This window comes from Dietzia sp. HMSC21D01, from assembly GCF_001815995.1.
Lineage (GTDB): Bacteria > Actinomycetota > Actinomycetes > Mycobacteriales > Mycobacteriaceae > Dietzia > Dietzia cinnamea.
In genome coordinates, this window is sequence record NZ_KV823958.1 from 1 (window position 1) to 19,859 (window position 19,859).

The window sequence follows — 19,859 nt, forward strand, 5'->3', positions numbered from 1 at the left end:
GGCGACATCGCCGGGCCGCCCCTGTGGCGTCTGTACGACCGGCACATCCCCACGCCCACGAGCACTCTCGACGATCCGAGCGGAACACTTTTCCGGGCCATGTAACACCGCACGCCTACGGAGCGGTAGCTTACAGTGACCGTGGCCACAGATGATGGCTGCAGTGAGGAGTGGTTGCCGTGGGTGTCGAGGTTTCCGTCGAGGGGCTGACCAAGTCCTTCGGTTCGCAGAAGATCTGGGAGGACGTCTCGTTCACCCTCCCCGAGGGTGAGGTCAGTGCGCTCCTCGGCCCGTCGGGCACCGGTAAGTCCGTCTTCCTCAAATCGCTCATCGGCCTGCTGCGGCCCGAGCGCGGCAAGATCATCATCGACGGCACGGACATCCTGCAGTGCACCGCCAAGGAGCTCTACGAGATCCGCAAGCTGTTCGGCGTCCTCTTCCAGGACGGCGCGCTGTTCGGCTCCATGGACCTCTACGACAACGTGGCGTTCCCCCTGCGCGAGCACACCCGAAAGCCCGAGTCCGAGATCAGCGACATCGTCATGGAGAAGCTCGAGCTCACCGGTCTGACCGGTGCCGAGGGCAAGTTGCCGGGCGAGATCTCCGGCGGTATGCGGAAGCGGGCCGGCCTCGCCCGCGCGCTGGTGCTCGACCCGGAGATCATCCTCGTCGACGAGCCCGACTCGGGCCTCGACCCGGTCCGCACGACGTACCTCGCGCAGCTGTTGATCGACATCAACGCGCAGATCGACGCCACGATCCTCATCGTGACGCACAACATCAACCTCGCGCGCACGGTCCCCGACAACCTGGGCATGCTCTACCGCAAGAACCTCGTGATGTTCGGCCCGCGTGAGGTGCTGCTCACCAGCGAGGAGCCGTCGGTCCGCCAGTTCCTGCGCGGATCGAAGCTCGGGCCCATCGGCATGTCCGAAGAGAAGGACGACGCGCAGATGCGCCAGGAGCAGGCTCACGCCGAGGCCGGCCACAACGACGGCTCCCCGGGCGAGGACGAGGTCAAGGGCGTTCCGCCGCAGATGCAGCCGACCCCCGGCAGCCCGCAGCGTCAGGGCGAACTCCGCCGCGAGAAGCGGGTCGCCGAGATGCTCGACGCCCTTCCGCCCGAGGCCCGGGAGGCCATCCGGACGGAGTGGGCCGCCCGTGGGCACGGCAACGGACGCTCGACCGCCGCCGCCCACACCCAGGATTCCGTGCCCGCGGAGTCGGCCCACGCCGACTCTGCGACCACCGCTGCAGAGCCCGCCACGACCCCCGCACACGCCGCCACGCCGGGAGGTGCGAGCCCGTCGGGGCTCGACGACCACTACGGTTCCGGTCAGCACTGAGGCAGGAGAGGTCGGGGGAGAATACATGGCGGAGGGCACGACCCAGCAGCCAGAGAGAAGAACAGGGGTGTCGCCGTCGGATGTCGGCGGTGGCGTCCGCACCGCGTTCGGCGAGGCCGGCAAGGTGTTCCGACTCTTCCTCGAGGTGCTGCGGGGAATTTTCAGACGACCGTTCCAGTTCCGTGAGTTCATCGGGCAGTCCTGGTTCATCGCCTCGGTGACGATCCTGCCGTCGGCGCTCGTGGCGATCCCGTTCGGCGCGGTCGTCGCGATGCAGACGGGTTCGCTGGTCCAGCAGCTCGGGGCGGAGGCCTACACCGGGGCCACCGGCGTCCTCGCCGTCGTGCAGCAGGGGGCGCCGCTGGTGACCTCGCTGCTCATTGCCGGCGCGGCGGGGTCCGCGGTCGCCGCCGACCTCGGCGCCCGCACCATCCGCGAGGAACTCGACGCGATGCGGGTGCTGGGGATCGACCCGGTCCAGCGACTCGTGGTCCCCCGCGTGCTGGGCATGATGCTGATCGCCGTCCTGCTCAACGGACTCGTCTCGATCGTCGGCATCGCCGGCGGCTACGTGTTCAACATCCTGCTGCAGGGCGGCACGCCCGGCGCGTACCTCATGTCGTTCGGGGCGCTCGCCCAGCTGCCCGACTTCATCATGTCGTCGCTCAAGGCCCTCGTCTTCGGGCTCATCGCCGGAGTCGTCTCGTCCTACTGCGGCATGAACCCCAAGGGCGGTCCCAAGGGGGTCGGCGACGCCGTCAACCTGGGCGTGGTCCTGACCTTCCTCCTGCTGTTCTTCGCCAACCTCATCCTCACGGCGATGTACCTGCAGATCGTCCCGCCGAAGGGGTCGTAGATGGCGATCCACACCGACGTCGGCCCCACCCGGGCCCGGATCCGGGCCATGATCCGCGGCCCCATAGCCTCGTTCGACTCGCTCGGCGACCAGCTCGCCTTCCACCTGCGCGCGATCCGGTGGATCCCGCAGACGATCGTCCATTACCGCAAAGAGGTTCTGAGGCTCATCGCCGAGGTGACCTTCGGAGTGGGCGTGCTCGCCGTCCTCGGCGGGACCATCGGCGTGATCGTCATGATGAGCGGTTTCACCGGCGTGGTCGTGGGGCTCCAGGGTTACGCCGCCCTGGATCAGATCGGCAGCTCGGTGCTCACCGGCTTCCTGTCGGCCTACGTCAACACCCGTGAGGTCGCGCCGCTGGTGGCCTCACTCGCGCTGTCCGCCACCGTCGGATGCGGGTTCACCGCCCAGCTCGGGGCCATGCGCATCTCGGAGGAGATCGACGCCCTCGAGGTGATGGCGATCCCCAGCGTGCCGTACCTGGTGACCACCCGGATCATCGCCGGGTTCATCGCGGTCATCCCGCTCTATGTGGTCGGTCTGCTGTCGTCCTACCTCGCCACCCGGGGCGTCAACACGATGGTCCAGGGGCAGTCGACGGGCTCCTTCGACCACTACTTCCATCTCTTCCTGCCGCCCGAAGACGTGATCTACTCCTTCGTCAAGGTCATCATCTTCGCGTTCGTCCTGGTGATGATCCACTGCTACTACGGGTTCACCGCCACCGGCGGACCGGCCGGCGTGGGCGTCGCGGTCGGTCGCGCGGTACGCACCACGATCGTCGTGGTGGCCATCCTCAACTTCTTCGTCGGACTCGCCCTGTGGGGCACGACCACGACGGTGCGGGTGGCCGGATGAACGAGATGTCATCGACACGCAAGCGACTCCTGGCGACCCTGTTCGTCGTCATCGTCGTGGCGTTCGTCGCGACCACGGTCGCGATCTACAACCGCGCATTCACCGCGTCCGACAGCGTCACCATGGTCACCGACGACATGGCCTACTCATTGCCCGTGGACGCGGACGTCAAGGCCCGCGGAGTCCTCGTCGGACGGGTCTCCGGGGTCGAGCCCGACGGCGACCAGGTGCGCGTGAACATGGAGTTCGATCCGGACTTCATGGGCCAGCTCCCGGCCAACATCAGCGGCAGGCTCCTGCCCAAGACGCTGTTCGGCGAGCGCTACGTGGACCTCGGCTTCCCCGACACGCCGACGGGCGCGCTCGAACCGGGCGACACCATCGAGCAGGACACGCGGGGTAACGCGGTCGAGCTCGGCCGGGTCCTCGACGGGTTGCTGCCCGTGCTCGAGGCCGTGCCCCCGCAGAAGCTCGCCGGCACCCTCGGCGCGCTCAACCAGGCGCTGGTCGGCCGAGGCGACGAGATCGGGGCGAGCCTGGTGGAGATCGGCCGGGTCTTCGAGGGCATCTCCGAGGAGATGCCCGCCCTGGAGTCCGGGTTGCAGGACCTCGCGACCTTCTCCCAGACGTACTCCGAGGCGCTGCCGGATCTCGTCCACGCCCTCGACGCCCTGCGGACCACCGGCGACACGGTCATCCAGCGGCGCACCGACATCGCGGACGGACTGCAGCGCATCAGCACCTCCGCCGACGTGCTCACCGGATTCCTGGCGACCAACCGCACGGACCTCATCGCCCTGGCGGCCGACTCGCGGACCTCGCTGGAGTACCTCGCCGAATACTCGCCGGCCCTGCCGTGCACCGTGGAGAACTTCATGGTCGCCCTGGACCGCTCCGATGCCATCCTCGGCGTGGGGGACCCGCACCCGGGCATCCGGGTGACCATCGAGGTGGTGAACCCGAAGGGGCGGTACGTGCCCAACCAGGACGAGCCGCGGTTCTTCGACACGCGCGGTCCGCGCTGTTACGAACCGGCCCAGGAGCCCGACATCTTCCCCATGGCCCCCGGCGGGGCGATCGCCGACGGCTCCTTCCAGCCGCCGTCGCGCAACCCCGGCCCGCAGAGCATGCCGACGTTGCCCAATCCGCTGGACAGCGACGGTCCGGTCCCGTCGATCCGGACCAGGGGCTCCGTCCCCGCGGCGCCCGGACGCGCGGTGCCCGAGCAGCCGAACCTGCCGTTCCCGTCGACGGTCACCGCCGGACAGGACGCGGACGTCATGGCCATGGCCTACGCCGGGTCCCCGCTGGAGACCGACACCGTCCGCACGGTCTACGGCGTCGCCTCCGCCCGTGACGCCGCCGAGATCCCCGGCTGGGTCGGCGCCCTCGGCGCCCCGGCGCTCCGCGGGACGGAGGTGGCGTTCAAGTGAAGACCAGACTCAGAGCGCTGTTCCGCGGGGGCCTGCTGTCCTCGTTCGTCAAGCTCGTCATCTTCATCGTGGTCACCGGTCTGCTGTCGACCATCCTCGCCACGACCATCCGGGGCGGTACGCGCGAGGACGGTACCGAGTACTCCGCGATCTTCTCCGACGCGACCATGGTCGAGAAGGGCGACGACGTCCGGATCGCGGGCGTGGTGGTGGGTCACGTGACCGACTTCGAGATCCACGAACGCGACCAGGCCAAGGTGTACTTCACCCTCGCCGGTGACCGCACCCTGCCGGCGAACGTCCACCTCACCCTCCGGTTCCGCAACATGATCGGCCAGCGGTACATGAACATCGCGCGCGAACCGGGGCCGGTCCAGCCGACGCTTCCCGAGGGCACCACCATCCCCATCGAGAAGACGTCGCCCGCCGTCGACCTCACCGCCCTGTTCAACGGCTTCCGACCGCTGTTCACCACCCTGCAGCCCGAGGACGTCAACGCCCTCGCCGACTCGCTGGTGCGGGTCCTGCAGGGCGAGGGCGGCACGGTGACGAACCTCGTCCGTCAGACCGGACAGCTCACCAACCACCTGGCCGACCGCGATCAGGTGATCGGGGAGGTCATCGACAACCTCACCAGGGTCCTGGAGACGATCAACGAGCGCGACGTGCAGTTCCAGCAGCTCGTGGTGACCACCAGGCAGCTCGTCGAGGGACTGGCCGCCGAGCGGGACGCGATCGCCGGTTCGCTCGAGTCGATGGCGGATCTCACGTCCTCGGCCGAGAACGTCGTCACCGCGACGCGGCCGGCCGTCACCGAGTCGCTCGACCATCTCAAGCTGGTCACCGACAATCTCGCCGACAACGAGGAGAAGCTCAGCGAGGTCCTCACGAACATGCCGCTCAACACCGACAACCTCATCCGGATGGGGTCGTTCGGTTCCTGGTTCCAGTTCTATCTGTGCGGCGCCGACATCGTGCACGGCCCGGGTAACAACGTCCCGAACCTGCTGCCCAGCGGAGGACCCACGCTCAACCACGTCCTGTACACCAACGTCGCACCGCGATGCCATGAAGGAGGGATCCCGTGAGCAGGCGCAAGCCGGGCGAGCCCCGGTTCGGTAACGCCACCATCGGGGCGATCGGCGTGATCACGATCCTCGTGCTCACGCTCGGCTCCTTCCGGCTGGACGCCCTGCCCGTCGTCGGGGCGGGACCCAAGTACGAGGCCTACTTCTCCGAGGCGGCGGGTCTCACCGGCGGCAACGAGGTCCGCGTCGCCGGCATCAAGGTGGGCGTGGTGACCGACGTCGAGCTCGAGGGCGACAAGGTGCTCGTGGGCTTCCGGGCCAAGGACGCGTGGCTGGGCGACGACACCCGGGCGAGCATCCAGGTCAAGACCGTCCTGGGGCAGAAGTTCCTCGCGCTCGACCCCGCGGGGACGGGCGAGCTGGACCGGTCCGAACCGATCCCGCTCGAGCGGACGGTGGCCCCGTACGACGTGGTCACGGCGTTCTCCTCCGCGGCCGAGACGCTCGACGAGATCGACGACGTGAAGCTGGCGGAGAGCCTGGACACCCTCACCGACGCGATGCAGGCCTCACCCGAGGAGTTCCGCGGCGCGGTCGACGGCGTCGCGCGGCTGTCCCAGACCATCTCGAGCCGGGACGCCGAACTACGCCAGCTGCTCGAGGCGACCCGGACGAGCTCGCGGATCCTCGCCGAGCGCAACGACGACTTCCGCCGGCTCATCATCGGCACCGGTCAGCTGCTCGGCGAGCTCAACGAGCGCGCGGAGACCCTCAAGCTGGTCCTGGCGTCGACCCGTGGACTGTCGACCGAGCTGCGGCTGTTCGTGGCGGACAACGAGGCGAAGTTCGGTCCGACCCTCGACAGCCTCGACTCCGCGTTGGAGATCCTCACCGACCACGAGGAGGACCTCAAGAAGTCCATCCACAATCTGGCGCCCTTCTACCGGCTGTACGCCAACATGCTGGGCACCGGTCGGTGGTTCGACTCCGTGGTCACCAACCTCATCCCGCCGGGTGCGCCGGAACCGCCCTTCTACCCGGGTGCCCGGACGCCGGCCCGACAGAGTGGGATCAAGTGATGCACAAAAAGCTGCCGTACTGGTTGGTCGCGCTGCTCCTCGTCGTCGTCGTCGCGGTCGTCGCCGTCACCTACCTCGCCGTCACCCGACTCGGCCGCACCACCATCACCGCGACGTTCCCGTCCGCGGTGGGCGTCTCCGAGGGCACCGACGTCCGGATCCTCGGCGTGACGGTCGGATCGGTCGAGGAGGTCACCCCCATGGGTGACACCGTCGAGGTGCGGCTCCACGTGCGACGCGGCATCGACATCCCCGCCGACGCCAAGGCCGTCCAGGTCACCCCCTCGGTGATCCCGGACCGGAACATCCAGATCGTGCCGGCGTACTCGGGCGGGCCGACGATGGAGTCGGGCGCGCACATCCCCATCGAACGGACGGCGACGCCCGTCGAGGTCGACAAGCTGTACGCGTCGGTCAAGGACCTCACCGAGGCCCTCGGGCCCGACGGCGCGAACCGCGACGGTGCCCTCGACCGCTTCGTCGCCACCTCCGCTGACACCCTCGCGGACAACGGCGCCGCCCTGGGGCGCTCGATCGACGAGCTGTCCCGCGCCGCGACCACGCTGGCCGACTCGAGCCAGGACATCAGCGAGACCGTGATCAACCTGCAGTCCTTCGTCACCATGCTCGCGGAGAACGACGCGCAGGTGCGCGAGTTCAACTCCCAGATGGCCTCGTTCAACCAGACGGTGGCCGGGCAGCGTGAGGACCTCCAGGGTGCGCTGGGCGAACTGAGCTACGCGTTGGCCGACGTCGCGCGCCTCGTGCGGGACAACCAGGACGTCATCCGCAGCAACGCCGACCGCCTGGTGACGATCAGCCAGATCACCGCCGACCAGCGGGACGACCTCGAGGAGATCCTCAAGACCGCGCCCCTGGCGCTGGCCAACCTCATCAACGCCTACGACGCGGAGTCCGGCACCCTGTCGATGCGGCCGAACATCCCCGAGAAGCAGAATCCGGCCGGGATCCTGTGCCAGATCATGAAGCTGGGCCGGCTCAACCCCGGCAACGAACTGTTCCAGGAGCTGGACAACCTCCGTCGCGCCGACATCCAGGCGTGTGAGGCGCTCGCACCCCAGCGCAACCAGGAACTGCGCACGTCCAACCCCGACCTGCCGCTGGGCGTCCTCGCCGGCGAGATGAAGCAGTCCATCCCGGTGCCGGGAACGGTCGAGGGCAACCGCGGGTGGCCCATGACGCCCGCCTCGGAAGGAGGACGGGGATGAGGCGACAGCTCACCTCGGCGGCCCGCGCGGGCCGCGCGCTGGGCGCGGCCGCCCTCGTCGCGGCCGTGGCCGCCGGCTGTTCCATGAACCTCGAGGACTACACGCTGCCCGGCGGCGCCGACGTCGGTGAGGACCCCATGGAGGTCTCCATCAGGTTCGACGACGTCCTCGATCTGGTGCTGCAGTCCACCGTCAAGGTCAACGGACTCGACGCCGGGCGCGTCACCGGCATCTCGCTGGCCGAGGACGGCTGGACGGCCCAGGTCGACATCGTCCTGCGTGACGACCTGGAGCTGCCCGCCAACGCGGAGGCGTCCATCCAGCAGACCAACCTCCTGGGCGAGAAGTTCGTCCAGCTCACACCGCCGGAGGACGAGCCGCCCACCGGTCAGCTCGCGGACGGGGACGTCATCTCCACGTCCAACACCCGGACCGCCACCGACATCGAGCAGGTCCTCGGCGCCCTGTCGCTGCTGCTCAACGGCGGCGGGGTCGACCAGCTGCAGCCGATCGTCGCCGAGCTGCGCAAGGCCACCGACGGCCGCGAGGACGGACTCACCGAGACCCTCCGGTCCGCCGACGAGCTCATCGCCGGGCTCAACCGGCAGCGCGACAGCATCACCGCCGCGCTCGAGGGCGTCAACCTCATGACCGCCCGGGCCAACGACCAGCGCGAACAGATCCAGGCCGCGCTCGACGAGCTCCCCGCCGGCGTCGCGGTCCTCGAGGAGCAGCGACCGCAACTGGTGGAGATGCTGCGTCGCATCGACGCCCTGGGCCAGGTCGGGTCCGACATCCTGCTCACCAGCCGTGAGGACCTCATCGCCGACCTGCGTGCCCTCCGGCCCGTGCTGCAGTACCTCGGTGAGTCCACGCCGGACCTCATCGAGCTCACCGGCTTCGTGCCCACGTTCCCGTTCCCCGACTCGTCGATCCGCTCGACCATCGGCGGCTCGGCCAACGTGTTCCTGTCGATCGACGCGACGATCTCCGAGACACTCCGCAACCTCGGGGCGAACCAGGGCGACCCGGTTCCGCTGCGTCCGACCACCACCCGCGGGCCGTACAACGTCGACCCCGGCAACCCGTGGGAGGGCGACAACGGCCCGGACCGGAGGACCACCATCGTGCTGCCGTTGTTGCCGGTACCGCCCGTCATGGACCGGGCCGTCGTGCCCAGGCCCGCGCCGGGGACCTCGGAGTTCTCCGAAAACTACCTGCCCGAACCAGGGGAGCCCGGATTCCGATGAGCAAGACACTGAGAACCCAGCTCATCGCCTTCTGCGTGATCGCAGCGGTGGGCATCGCCTACGTCGGCGCGAACTACGTCCGGCTGCCCTCCCTGCTGGGGATCGGGCAGTACCAGGTCTACCTCGACCTGCCGGACACCGGCGGCGTGTTCACCAACGCGGCCGTCAACTACCGCGGGACCGCCGTCGGGCGCGTGGGGGAGCTGACGCTCACCGACGACGGAGTGCGCGTCGAACTCGACCTGGACTCCAGCGCCCCGGGGATCCCCGCGGACACGGTGGCCGTGGTCGCCAATCGCTCGGCTATCGGCGAGCAGTACGTGGACCTCAGGCCCAACAGCTACACCGAGCCGCACCTGCAGGACGGCGACGTCATCTCGGCCGGGAGCGAGGCGTTGCCCGTGCGCGTCGAGGATCTGCTGGCCTCGGTCGACGACCTGTCCCGTTCGGTCCCGCTGGACGACCTCGAGGTGATGGTCGACGAACTCGGCGACGCCTTCGAGGGCCGTGGGCCGCAACTCCAGCGGCTGTCGGACTCGCTCATCCGCCTCTCCGAGGAGGGGATCCGCACGATGCCGCAGCTGCAGGCGCTCATCCGGGACGGGGCGACCGTGCTCGACACCCAGGCCGATCAGTCCGGGGAGATCGTCAGCTTCTCGCGTGACCTGCGGACCGTGACCGAGGCGCTGCGGGACTCCGATTCGGATCTCGAGCGGCTCATCACCACGGCCCCCGAGTTCGCCGACGAGACCCGCGCGCTGATCGACAACTCCGGAGAGCCCCTCACCCGGGCCGTGGGCAACCTGTCCACGACCATGAAGACCGTCGACCCGCTGGCGCCGTCGTTCGTGATGCTGCTGCAGTTGCTGCCCGCACTGTCCGCGGGCGGTCTGTCCGTGGCACCGGGCGACGGGACCATCCACTTCGGTCTGGTGCTGGAGATGGACAACCCCACACCCTGTACGCAGGGCTACGAAGGGACCTACGAGATCATCGAGCAACTCAAGGCGCAGGACCCGTCCTTCGACCCGCAGGAGCAGAACTTCCCGCCCAACTACGAGGCGCGATGCACGGTGCCGTTCGGCAGCCCCACGGCTGTCCGCGGGGCCGACCGGGTGGAGTACGCACACCCCGATGTCCCGCAGCCCTGGGACAGTAAGCCGAAGATCGACCCGGACCGCCTCAACCTGTCCGTGGCCGCCGAGCAGCTCGCCGTCCTCCAGGGGCTGATCCCACGGTGACGGGGCGACCGGGCGATCACCCGTCAGGACGCCCGTCCGGTACCGTCGCCGCCATGAGTTCGCAGGAGACGAACGAGGACCCCACGCCCGCCGCGGCCGACCGCACGCGGGCCGGCGTCCCCGTCTGGATGGCCGTCGTGGCCGTCCTCGTGTTGGTGGCCGGGCTCGCGGTCCTCGGGGTCGGGGGGACGCGATACCTCCAGGCGCGGTCCGCGCACCAGGTGGCGCAGGAGCGCGAGGAGGTCGCCGAGACGGCCGCCCAGGTGATCATCAACGCGTTCAGCTTCGACCACCGCGACGTGGACCGGTCGCTCGAGCAGCTCGCCGCCGCCTCGACGGGCGATTTCCTCGCCGAGCAGGAGCAGTGGGCCCAGGACGTGCGCACGCGCGTGGTGGAGCAGAAGGCGGTCACCACGGCCACCGTCTCCCACACCGCGGTCGAGACCCTCGACCGGGACGCCGGCGATGCCGCCGTGCTGGTCGTGTTCACCGCGCACTCCGAGCGCGAGGGCCAGGACGACATCACGGGCCGCCAGGCCATGCGGGTCGACCTCACCCGCGTGGACGGGCAGTGGAAGGCCGACGCGGTCAACCAGGTCGGCGTGACCGTCCCCGTCGGCCAGTCCAGCGCCTCGGTGCAGGACCTGGCGGTGCCCGAGGAGGGCGTCGGCGAGCAGGGAACCGACGGGCAGGGAGACGGCGAACAGCCGGCCGACGAGGACGCGGGCGCGACGGGGGAGACCGACGACGCGCCGGAGGCGGGGGAGACCACCCCGGCGCCGACGACCACCGCCGGCCGATGACGAAGGGCGGGAAGAACTGATGCCACCCATCAAGAGAACCCAGAAGCAGGCCACCCCGCAGGCCCGGCGACGCCTCGCCGGCCACTCCGGGCCGATCCGGCCCGCGACAACCGCCGGCACGGCCGCCCCGGCCACAGACGACGCGCAGGACGCGGCGACGGACGGCGACACGGGGGAGCGCACGCCTCGTCGTCGTCCCCCCGGGGTCGTCCTCGCGTCCGCCGCCGTGGCGGTCGGCCTGGTCGCCGGCGCCACGGGGGCGTTCCTGGCGACCGAACCCGGCGTCTCGGTCGAGAACCGCGCGTTCGTGGACCAGCAGGCCACCGACGAGGTCCTCGCCGCCGCGACGACCAACGTGCAGCGGCTCGTGGCGATCGACCACGAGAAACTCGACGAGTACCAGGCCTCGCTCGGGGAGTTCCTCACCCCGGATCTCGTGGAGGAGCTCGAGCGGAACTGGCCCGCCCTACGGGACAGCTATGAGCAGACCGCGACCACCGTCGACGCGCTCGTCCGTGAGGCGGGCCTGTCCTACCTGCAGGGCGACAAGGCCGAGGTCCTGCTGGTGCAGGACGTGTCCATGAGCCGCGACGGCGCGGCCGCCGGCAGTACCAGCGGCACGTACCTCGTCGGTCTCGACAAGGTCGACGGCGTGTGGAAGCTGTCCAGGATCCCCGACCTCCCCTCCTGACGGAGCCTGTGCGAGCACCGATCCGAGACCCGACCGAGTCGGATCCTTGACGAACGGGCTTTCACCCGTCACCCTTTAGGAGCGTCGGGCGTGATCCACACCGCCCGGGCGCGACGTCCCGACCGGGGGCCGATGAGGCGAGAGCCACGAGGGCAACCAGCGCAGAGACGGACGACGCGCCGTGTATATGAGCAGCCTCCGGGGCTTTCCCGTCGAAGGCTGGACTTCGTCGCCGCCTTCCGCTAGATTAGGTCGTTGCGCTGGCTGCTATTTGCCCACTCGTCCGTCCGTGACGGCTCGTCCCCGGTTTCCCCGGGCGATTTCCGAGCCTTCCATCCGGCCGCGGACCTGGGGGGATAACCGTCGGCGGACCGCTCGCAGATACATCTGTGGTCACCGCCCGTGGTGATCACGTGAGGTGCTGGAAGGACCCATCTTGGCAGTCTCCCGCCAGACCACGTCAGTCTCCACCGTTCCCGGTGCGCCCCGGAGAGTCTCGTTCGCGAAGCTCTCCGAGCCGTTGCCGGTCCCGGGGCTGCTCGACCTCCAGACGGAGTCGTTCGAGTGGTTCATCGGTTCGGAGGAGTGGCAGCAGAGGGCCGCCTCGCGCGGTACCACGAACCTCGAGGGAGGTCTGGAGTCCATCCTCAAGGAGATCTCCCCGATCGAGGACTTCTCCGGCTCCATGTCCCTCTCGTTCTCGGAGCCGTACTTCGAAGAGGTGAAGGCGTCCCTCGAGGACTGCCGCGAGAAGGACCGCACGTACGAGGCGCCCCTGTTCGTCACCGCGGAGTTCGAGAACACCGAGACCGGTGAGATCAAGTCCCAGACCGTCTTCATGGGCGATTTCCCCATGATGACCGACAAGGGCACGTTCATCATCAACGGCACCGAGCGGGTCGTCGTGTCCCAGCTCGTCCGGTCGCCGGGCGTGTACTTCGACCGTTCACGCGACAAGTCCACGGAGAAGGACGTCCACTCCGTCAAGGTCATCCCGTCGCGTGGCGCATGGCTCGAGTTCGACGTCGACAAGCGCGACACCGTCGGCGTGCGCATCGACCGCAAGCGTCGCCAGTCGGTCACCGTGCTGCTCAAGGCGCTCGGCTGGACCACCACCGAGATCAAGGAGCGCTACGGCTTCTCCGAGATCATGATGTCCACGCTCGAGAAGGACACGGTCGAGGACACCGACCAGGCCCTGCTGGAGATCTACCGCAAGCTGCGTCCGGGCGAGCCGCCGACCCGCGAGTCCGCCGAGGCCCTCCTGGAGAACCTCTTCTTCAAGGAGAAGCGCTACGACCTGGCCCGCGTCGGTCGCTACAAGGTCAACCGCAAGCTCGGCCTGCCGGATCCCGAGGGCGACGCCACCACCACGCTCACGCGTGAGGACATCGCCGCGACCATCGAGTACCTCGTGCGCCTCCACGCGGGCGAGACGAGCATGCAGGTCGCCGGTGGCCGCGAGGTGCCGGTCGAGGTCGACGACATCGACCACTTCGGCAACCGTCGTCTGCGTACCGTCGGCGAGCTCATCCAGAACCAGGTCCGCGTCGGTCTGTCCCGTATGGAGCGCGTCGTCCGCGAGCGCATGACCACGCAGGACTCCGAGGCGATCACCCCGCAGTCGCTGATCAACATCCGGCCCATCACCGCGGCACTCAAGGAGTTCTTCGGAACCTCCCAGATGTCGCAGTTCATGGACCAGAACAACCCGCTGTCGGGCCTGACGCACAAGCGTCGCCTCTCGGCGCTCGGGCCCGGCGGCCTCTCGCGTGAGCGCGCCGGCCTCGAGGTCCGCGACGTCCACGCCTCGCACTACGGCCGCATGTGCCCGATCGAGACCCCCGAGGGTCCCAACATCGGCCTCATCGGTTCGCTCTCGGTGTACGCCCGCGTCAACCCGTTCGGGTTCATCGAGACCCCGTACCGCCGTGTCGTCGACGGCGTCGTCACCGACCAGGTGGACTACCTGACGGCTGACGAGGAGGACCGCTACGTCGTGGCGCAGGCCAACTCGGAGATCGACGCCGAGGGCCGCTTCGTCGAGGACCGCATCCTCGTCCGCAAGAAGCACGGCGACGTCGAGGTCGTCGAGGCCGGCGACGTCGACTACATGGACGTCTCGCCGCGGCAGATGGTCTCCGTCGCCACCGCGATGATCCCGTTCCTCGAGCACGACGACGCGAACCGTGCCCTCATGGGCGCGAACATGCAGCGTCAGTCCGTCCCGCTCGTGCGTTCCGAGGCGCCGCTCGTCGGCACCGGCATGGAGCTGCGTGCGGCTGTCGACGCCGGCGACGTCGTCGTCAACACCAACCCGGGCATCGTGGAGGAGGTCTCGGCCGACTTCATCACCGTCATGGACGACGACGGCGGTCGCCAGACCTACCGGCTGTCCAAGTTCGCGCGCTCCAACCAGGGCACCTGCTCCAACCAGAAGCCGATCGTCGACGAGGGCGACCGCGTCGAGGCAGGCCAGGTCCTCGCCGACGGCCCCTGCACCGAGAACGGTGAGATGGCGCTCGGCAAGAACCTGCTCGTGGCGATCATGCCGTGGGAGGGCCACAACTACGAGGACGCGATCATCCTCTCGCAGCGCCTGGTGGAGGAGGACGTGCTCACGTCCATCCACATCGAGGAGCACGAGATCGACGCCCGCGACACCAAGCTGGGCGCCGAGGAGATCACCCGTGACATCCCCAACGTCTCCGACGAGGTCCTCGCCGACCTCGACGACCGCGGCATCGTGCGCATCGGCGCCGAGGTCCGCGACGGCGACGTGCTGGTCGGCAAGGTCACCCCGAAGGGCGAGACCGAGCTGACCCCGGAGGAGCGCCTGCTGCGCGCGATCTTCGGTGAGAAGGCGCGCGAGGTGCGCGACACCTCGCTCAAGGTGCCCCACGGTGAGTCCGGCAAGGTCATCGGCGTGCGCGTGTTCTCGCGTGACGACGACGACGATCTGCCCCCCGGCGTCAACGAGCTGGTGCGCGTGTACGTGGCGCAGAAGCGCAAGATCCAGGACGGCGACAAGCTCGCCGGCCGCCACGGCAACAAGGGCGTCATCGGCAAGATCCTCCCCGCCGAGGACATGCCGTTCATGCCCGACGGCACGCCGGTGGACATCATCCTCAACACGCACGGCGTCCCGCGTCGTATGAACATCGGTCAGATCATGGAGACCCACCTCGGCTGGCTGGCCAAGGCGGGCTGGGAGGTGCCGCGCGAGGCGGACGGCTCCCTGCCCGACTGGGCGACCAAGCTGCCGGAGGAGATCCACCACGTCGAGCCCGGGACCAACACCGCCACCCCCGTCTTCGACGGCGCGGCCGACACCGAGATCACCGGTCTGCTCGGCTGCACCCTGCCGAACCGTGACGGTGAGCGGATGGTCAAGGCCGACGGCAAGGCGACGCTGTTCGACGGCCGCTCCGGCGAGCCGTTCCCGTACCCCGTCGCCGTGGGTTACATGTACATCCTCAAGCTGCACCACCTGGTGGACGACAAGATCCACGCCCGCTCGACCGGTCCGTACTCGATGATCACCCAGCAGCCGCTCGGCGGTAAGGCCCAGTTCGGTGGCCAGCGCTTCGGTGAGATGGAGTGCTGGGCGATGCAGGCCTACGGCGCGGCGTACACGCTGCAGGAGCTGCTCACGATCAAGTCCGACGACGTCGTGGGCCGCGTGAAGGTCTACGAGGCGATCGTCAAGGGCGAGAACATCCCCGAGCCGGGCATCCCGGAGTCCTTCAAGGTCCTCCTCAAGGAGCTGCAGTCGCTGTGCCTCAACGTCGAGGTGCTCTCCAGCGACGGCCAGGCGGTCTCCCTGGGCGAGGGTGACGACGACGACCTCGACCGCACCGCCGCGAACCTCGGGATCAACCTCTCACGCGACGAGTCCTCGGCGGCCGACGAGCTGGCCCAGTAGGCGGGAGGGCGGCAGCCGCCGCCCCGCCCCGCACCCGACAGATTCGAGTTCCACCACGGCGGGCCCCACCGGCCCCACCCCGCGAGGGGCCCGCCATCATCCCACCCGGGAAAGGACGCCTACGTGCAGGACGTCAACTACTTCGACGAGCTGGTCATCAGCCTCGCGACCGCCGAGGACATCCGTAACTGGTCCTACGGCGAGGTCAAGAAGCCGGAGACCATCAACTACCGCACCCTCAAGCCGGAGAAGGAGGGCCTGTTCTGCGAGAAGATCTTCGGCCCCACCCGGGACTGGGAGTGCTACTGCGGCAAGTACAAGCGCGTGCGCTTCAAGGGCATCATCTGTGAGCGCTGCGGCGTCGAGGTGACCCGCGCCAAGGTGCGTCGTGAGCGTATGGGCCACATCGAGCTGGCCGCGCCCGTCACCCACATCTGGTACTTCAAGGGCGTCCCGTCGCGTCTGGGTTACCTCCTGGACCTCGCGCCCAAGGACCTCGACAAGATCATCTACTTCGCCGCCTACGTCATCACGGGCGTCGACACCGAGCTGCGTCACAACGAGCTCAGCACCCTCGAGGCCCAGGTCCTCGAGGAGCGCAAGATCATCGAGGACGAGCGCGACTCCGACATCGAGGCCCGCGCGCGCAAGCTCGAGGCCGACCTCGCCGAGCTCGAGGCCGAGGGTGCCAAGGCCGACCAGCGCCGCAAGGTCAAGGACGGCGGCGAGAAGGAGATGAAGAAGATCCGCGAGGCCGCCCAGCGTGAGCTGGACCGCCTCGAGGAGATCTGGAACACCTTCGTCAAGCTCGACGTCAACCAGATCATCGTCGACGAGGGCATCTACCGCGAGCTCGAGGACCGCTTCGGTGAGTACTTCGAGGGCGGAATGGGCGCCGAGGCGATCCAGCAGCTGCTGCTCAACTTCGACCTCGAGGCCGAGGCGGAGTCGCTGCGCGAGATCATCCGCAACGGCAAGGGTCAGAAGAAGATCCGCGCCCTCAAGCGGCTCAAGGTCGTCTCCGCGTTTCTGCAGTCGGGCAACCACCCGGCCGCGATGGTGCTCGGCGCCGTCCCGGTGATCCCGCCGGAGCTGCGGCCGATGGTCCAGCTCGACGGTGGCCGCTTCGCCACCTCGGACCTCAACGACCTCTACCGTCGCGTGATCAACCGCAACAACCGTCTCAAGCGACTGATGGACCTCGGCGCGCCCGAGATCATCGTCAACAACGAGAAGCGGATGCTGCAGGAGTCCGTCGACGCGCTGTTCGACAACGGCCGCCGCGGCCGGCCGGTCACGGGGCCGGGCAACCGCCCGCTCAAGTCCCTGTCTGACCTCCTCAAGGGTAAGCAGGGCCGGTTCCGTCAGAACCTGCTCGGCAAGCGTGTCGACTACTCGGGCCGTTCGGTCATCGTCGTCGGTCCGCAGCTCCAGCTGCACCAGTGTGGTCTGCCCAAGCTCATGGCGCTCGAGCTGTTCAAGCCGTTCGTCATGAAGCGGCTCGTGGACCTCAACCACGCGCAGAACATCAAGTCCGCCAAGCGGATGGTCGAGCGTCAGCGCGACCAGGTGTGGGACGTGCTCGAAGAGGTCATCGCCGAGCACCCGGTGATGCTCAACCGTGCGCCCACGCTGCACCGTCTCGGCATCCAGGCGTTCGAGCCGCAGCTCGTCGAGGGTAAGGCCATCCAGCTGCACCCGCTCGTGTGTGAGGCCTTCAACGCCGACTTCGACGGTGACCAGATGGCCGTGCACCTCCCGCTGTCCGCGGAGGCGCAGGCCGAGGCGCGCATCCTCATGCTCGCGTCGAACAACATCCTGTCGCCGGCGTCGGGTCGTCCGCTCGCCATGCCGCGACTGGACATGGTCACGGGCCTGTACTACCTGACCCGTCTGGACGAGGGTGCCGAGGGCGCCTACGAGCCCGCCACCGACGACGCGCCGGCGACCGGCGTGTACGCGACCCCGGCCGAGGCCATCATGGCCGTCGACCTGGGTGTGCTCGACATCCACGCCCCGATCCGGGTCCGGATGACGCAGCAGCGCCCCAGCGCCGAGATCGAGGCGGAGCAGTTCCCCGAGGGCTGGACCCCCGGGCAGGAGTGGCTGGCCGAGACCACGCTCGGCCGCGTCATGTTCAACGAGCTGCTCCCGGCGGACTACCCGTTTGTCAACGAGCAGATGCCGAAGAAGCGTCAGGCCGTCATCATCAACGACCTGGCCGAGCGCTACCCGATGATCGTCGTGGCGCAGACGGTGGACAAGCTCAAGGACACCGGCTTCTACTGGGCCACCCGGTCGGGTGTCACCATCGCCATGTCCGACGTGCTCGTGCCGCCGGCCAAGAAGGAGATCCTCGCCTCCTACGACACCAAGGCCGCGCGCCTGGAGTCGCAGTACGACCTCGGCAAGATCACCGACGAGGAGCGGAAGAGCGACCTGGTCAAGCTCTGGCAGGAGGCCACCGACGAGATCGGCCAGGCCATGGAGGCCAACTACCCGGACGACAACCCGATCCCGACGATCGTGAAGTCGGGCGCGGCGGGCAACATGACCCAGATCCGGTCGCTGGCCGGCATGAAGGGCCTGGTGACCCGTCCGAACGGCGAGTTCATCCCGCAGCCCATCAAGTCCTCGTTCCGCGAGGGCCTGACGGTGCTCGAGTACTTCATGAACACGCACGGTGCGCGTAAGGGCCTGGCCGACACCGCCCTGCGTACCGCCGACTCGGGCTACCTCACCCGTCGTCTGGTCGATGTCTCCCAGGACGTCATCGTCCGCGAGACCGACTGTGGCACCAGCAAGGGCGTGGAGACGACGATCGCCCGTCCGATCATGGACGCCCAGGGCAACTCCACGGGTGTTCTCGAGCGCGACGAGCACGTCGAGACCTCGACGTTCGCCCGGACGCTCGCCGAGGACGCGGTCGACGCGAACGGCACGGTCATCGTGTCGGCGGGCACCGACCTGGGTGACCCGACCATCGAGGCGCTCATCAACGCCGGCGTGGAGAAGGTCAAGGTCCGCTCGGTGCTGACCTGCACCACCGGCACCGGCGTCTGCGCGACCTGCTACGGCCGCTCGATGGCGACCGGTCAGCTGGTCGACATCGGCGAGGCCGTCGGCATCGTCGCCGCACAGTCGATCGGTGAGCCCGGTACCCAGCTCACGATGCGTACGTTCCACCAGGGTGGCGTCGGCGACGACATCACCGGTGGTCTGCCGCGTGTGCAGGAGCTGTTCGAGGCGCGCGTGCCCAAGGGCAAGGCGCCGATCGCCGAGGAGGCGGGCCGGATCCGCATCGACGAGGAGGAGCGCTTCTACACGATCACGATCGTGCCCGACAACGGTGCGGACGAGATCGTCTACGAGAAGCTCTCCAAGCGTCAGGGACTCGCCCACATCACCCTCGACGACGGCTCCTCGCGGCCGATCGCCGACGGCGACCATCTCGAGCGCGGTCAGGCCCTCCTCGAGGGCCCGGCCGACCCGCACGAGGTGCTGGCGATCCTCGGTCCGAACGGTGTCCAGAAGCACCTCGTCGACGAGGTGCAGAAGGTCTACCGCTCGCAGGGCGTGTCGATCCACGACAAGCACATCGAGGTCATCGTCCGCCAGATGATGCGCCGCGTCGCGATCAACGAGTCGAACAGCACCGAGTTCCTGCCGGGTGCCCTGGTGGAGCGTGCCGAGCTCACGGCGGAGAACCGCCGCGTGCTCACCGAGGGCGGTTCGCCGGCCTCGGCACGCCCGGTCCTCATGGGCATCACCAAGGCCTCGCTCGCCACCGACTCGTGGCTCTCGGCGGCCTCCTTCCAGGAGACCACCCGCGTCCTCACCGACGCCGCGATCAACAAGCGGTCGGACCGGCTCGTGGGCCTCAAGGAGAACGTCATCATCGGTAAGCTCATCCCGGCGGGTACCGGTATCAACCGCTACCGGAACTCGACGGTCGAGCCCACCGAGGAGGCCCGCGCCGCCGCCTACTCCATCCCGGACTACGGCGACGGCTTCTACGGCCCCGAGGACGGTTTCGGCGACGCCACCGGCGCGTCCGTCCGCCTCGACGACCTGGGCTACTGATCGGCTGGCGCGGCAGGATCGCCGCCGCGCCCAGCCA

The 19,859-nt window shown here is 68.7% G+C and carries 13 protein-coding genes; all 13 read left to right on the forward strand.

All coding sequences use genetic code 11. From position 1 onward, the window contains the following. The first annotated feature begins 179 nt into the window (after window positions 1–179). The 13 genes from HMPREF3086_RS10835 to HMPREF3086_RS10895 all read left to right on the forward strand — a co-directional run bounded on the left by HMPREF3086_RS10835 (window position 180) and on the right by HMPREF3086_RS10895 (window position 19,822). Entirely contained in the window at window positions 180–1,346 is a 1,167-nt protein-coding gene (locus tag HMPREF3086_RS10835) for an ABC transporter ATP-binding protein (protein ID WP_061228424.1), read from the forward strand. Window positions 1,347–1,371: 25 nt separating this feature from the next. Next, on the forward strand, window positions 1,372–2,202 hold the full coding sequence (locus tag HMPREF3086_RS10840; protein ID WP_061228423.1) for an MlaE family ABC transporter permease: 831 nt from the start codon (window positions 1,372–1,374) through the stop codon (window positions 2,200–2,202). A gap of 48 nt (window positions 2,203–2,250) precedes the next feature. Beyond that, window positions 2,251–3,060, forward strand: coding sequence for an MlaE family ABC transporter permease (locus HMPREF3086_RS10845; RefSeq protein WP_174521533.1), 810 nt, complete (start codon window positions 2,251–2,253; stop codon window positions 3,058–3,060). A gap of 5 nt (window positions 3,061–3,065) precedes the next feature. Further along, window positions 3,066–4,493, forward strand: a complete 1,428-nt coding sequence (locus HMPREF3086_RS10850) for an MCE family protein (RefSeq protein WP_070721837.1) — start codon at window positions 3,066–3,068, stop codon at window positions 4,491–4,493. Continuing rightward, window positions 4,490–5,581 (forward strand): MCE family protein, encoded by a 1,092-nt coding sequence (locus HMPREF3086_RS10855; RefSeq protein WP_070721820.1) that lies wholly within the window; start codon window positions 4,490–4,492, stop codon window positions 5,579–5,581. The genes HMPREF3086_RS10850 and HMPREF3086_RS10855 overlap by 4 nt, the downstream gene beginning before the upstream one ends. Further along, entirely contained in the window at window positions 5,578–6,600 is a 1,023-nt protein-coding gene (locus HMPREF3086_RS10860; RefSeq protein WP_070721821.1) for an MCE family protein, read from the forward strand. Before HMPREF3086_RS10855 ends, HMPREF3086_RS10860 begins: the two co-directional genes overlap by 4 nt. Continuing rightward, a complete protein-coding gene (locus tag HMPREF3086_RS10865; RefSeq protein WP_070721823.1) occupies window positions 6,600–7,829 on the forward strand; it encodes an MCE family protein in 1,230 nt (409 codons plus the stop codon). Before HMPREF3086_RS10860 ends, HMPREF3086_RS10865 begins: the two co-directional genes overlap by 1 nt. Then, a complete protein-coding gene (locus HMPREF3086_RS10870) occupies window positions 7,826–9,079 on the forward strand; it encodes an MCE family protein (RefSeq protein ID WP_070721825.1) in 1,254 nt (417 codons plus the stop codon). Before HMPREF3086_RS10865 ends, HMPREF3086_RS10870 begins: the two co-directional genes overlap by 4 nt. Next, complete coding sequence (locus tag HMPREF3086_RS10875) at window positions 9,076–10,320, forward strand: MCE family protein (protein WP_070721826.1); 1,245 nt, start codon at window positions 9,076–9,078, stop codon at window positions 10,318–10,320. Before HMPREF3086_RS10870 ends, HMPREF3086_RS10875 begins: the two co-directional genes overlap by 4 nt. A 53-nt stretch (window positions 10,321–10,373) precedes the next feature. Continuing rightward, window positions 10,374–11,123, forward strand: a complete 750-nt coding sequence (locus HMPREF3086_RS10880) for a hypothetical protein (RefSeq protein WP_070721828.1) — start codon at window positions 10,374–10,376, stop codon at window positions 11,121–11,123. 19 nt (window positions 11,124–11,142) lie between these two features. Further along, window positions 11,143–11,814 carry a hypothetical protein gene (locus HMPREF3086_RS10885; protein ID WP_070721830.1) on the forward strand — a complete coding sequence of 224 codons (672 nt, stop codon included), beginning with the start codon at window positions 11,143–11,145 and terminating at the stop codon, window positions 11,812–11,814. A gap of 418 nt (window positions 11,815–12,232) precedes the next feature. Continuing rightward, window positions 12,233–15,739, forward strand: a complete 3,507-nt coding sequence (locus HMPREF3086_RS10890) for a DNA-directed RNA polymerase subunit beta (protein WP_070721832.1) — start codon at window positions 12,233–12,235, stop codon at window positions 15,737–15,739. Between the two features lie 123 nt (window positions 15,740–15,862). After that, complete coding sequence (locus HMPREF3086_RS10895) at window positions 15,863–19,822, forward strand: DNA-directed RNA polymerase subunit beta' (RefSeq protein ID WP_070721834.1); 3,960 nt, start codon at window positions 15,863–15,865, stop codon at window positions 19,820–19,822. Window positions 19,823–19,859: the final 37 nt, after the last annotated feature.

Bases quoted from the DNA above. Each gene is read 5' to 3' on its own strand.
- HMPREF3086_RS10840 (WP_061228423.1), top strand. From the start codon at position 1,372: ATGGCGGAGGGCACGACCCAGCAGCCAGAGAGAAGAACAGGGGTGTCG.
- HMPREF3086_RS10845 (WP_174521533.1), top strand. From the start codon at position 2,251: ATGATCCGCGGCCCCATAGCCTCGTTCGACTCGCTCGGCGACCAGCTC.
- HMPREF3086_RS10850 (WP_070721837.1), top strand. From the start codon at position 3,066: ATGTCATCGACACGCAAGCGACTCCTGGCGACCCTGTTCGTCGTCATC.
- HMPREF3086_RS10865 (WP_070721823.1), top strand. From the start codon at position 6,600: ATGCACAAAAAGCTGCCGTACTGGTTGGTCGCGCTGCTCCTCGTCGTC.
- HMPREF3086_RS10870 (WP_070721825.1), top strand. From the start codon at position 7,826: ATGAGGCGACAGCTCACCTCGGCGGCCCGCGCGGGCCGCGCGCTGGGC.
- HMPREF3086_RS10875 (WP_070721826.1), top strand. From the start codon at position 9,076: ATGAGCAAGACACTGAGAACCCAGCTCATCGCCTTCTGCGTGATCGCA.
- HMPREF3086_RS10880 (WP_070721828.1), top strand. From the start codon at position 10,374: ATGAGTTCGCAGGAGACGAACGAGGACCCCACGCCCGCCGCGGCCGAC.
- HMPREF3086_RS10885 (WP_070721830.1), top strand. From the start codon at position 11,143: ATGCCACCCATCAAGAGAACCCAGAAGCAGGCCACCCCGCAGGCCCGG.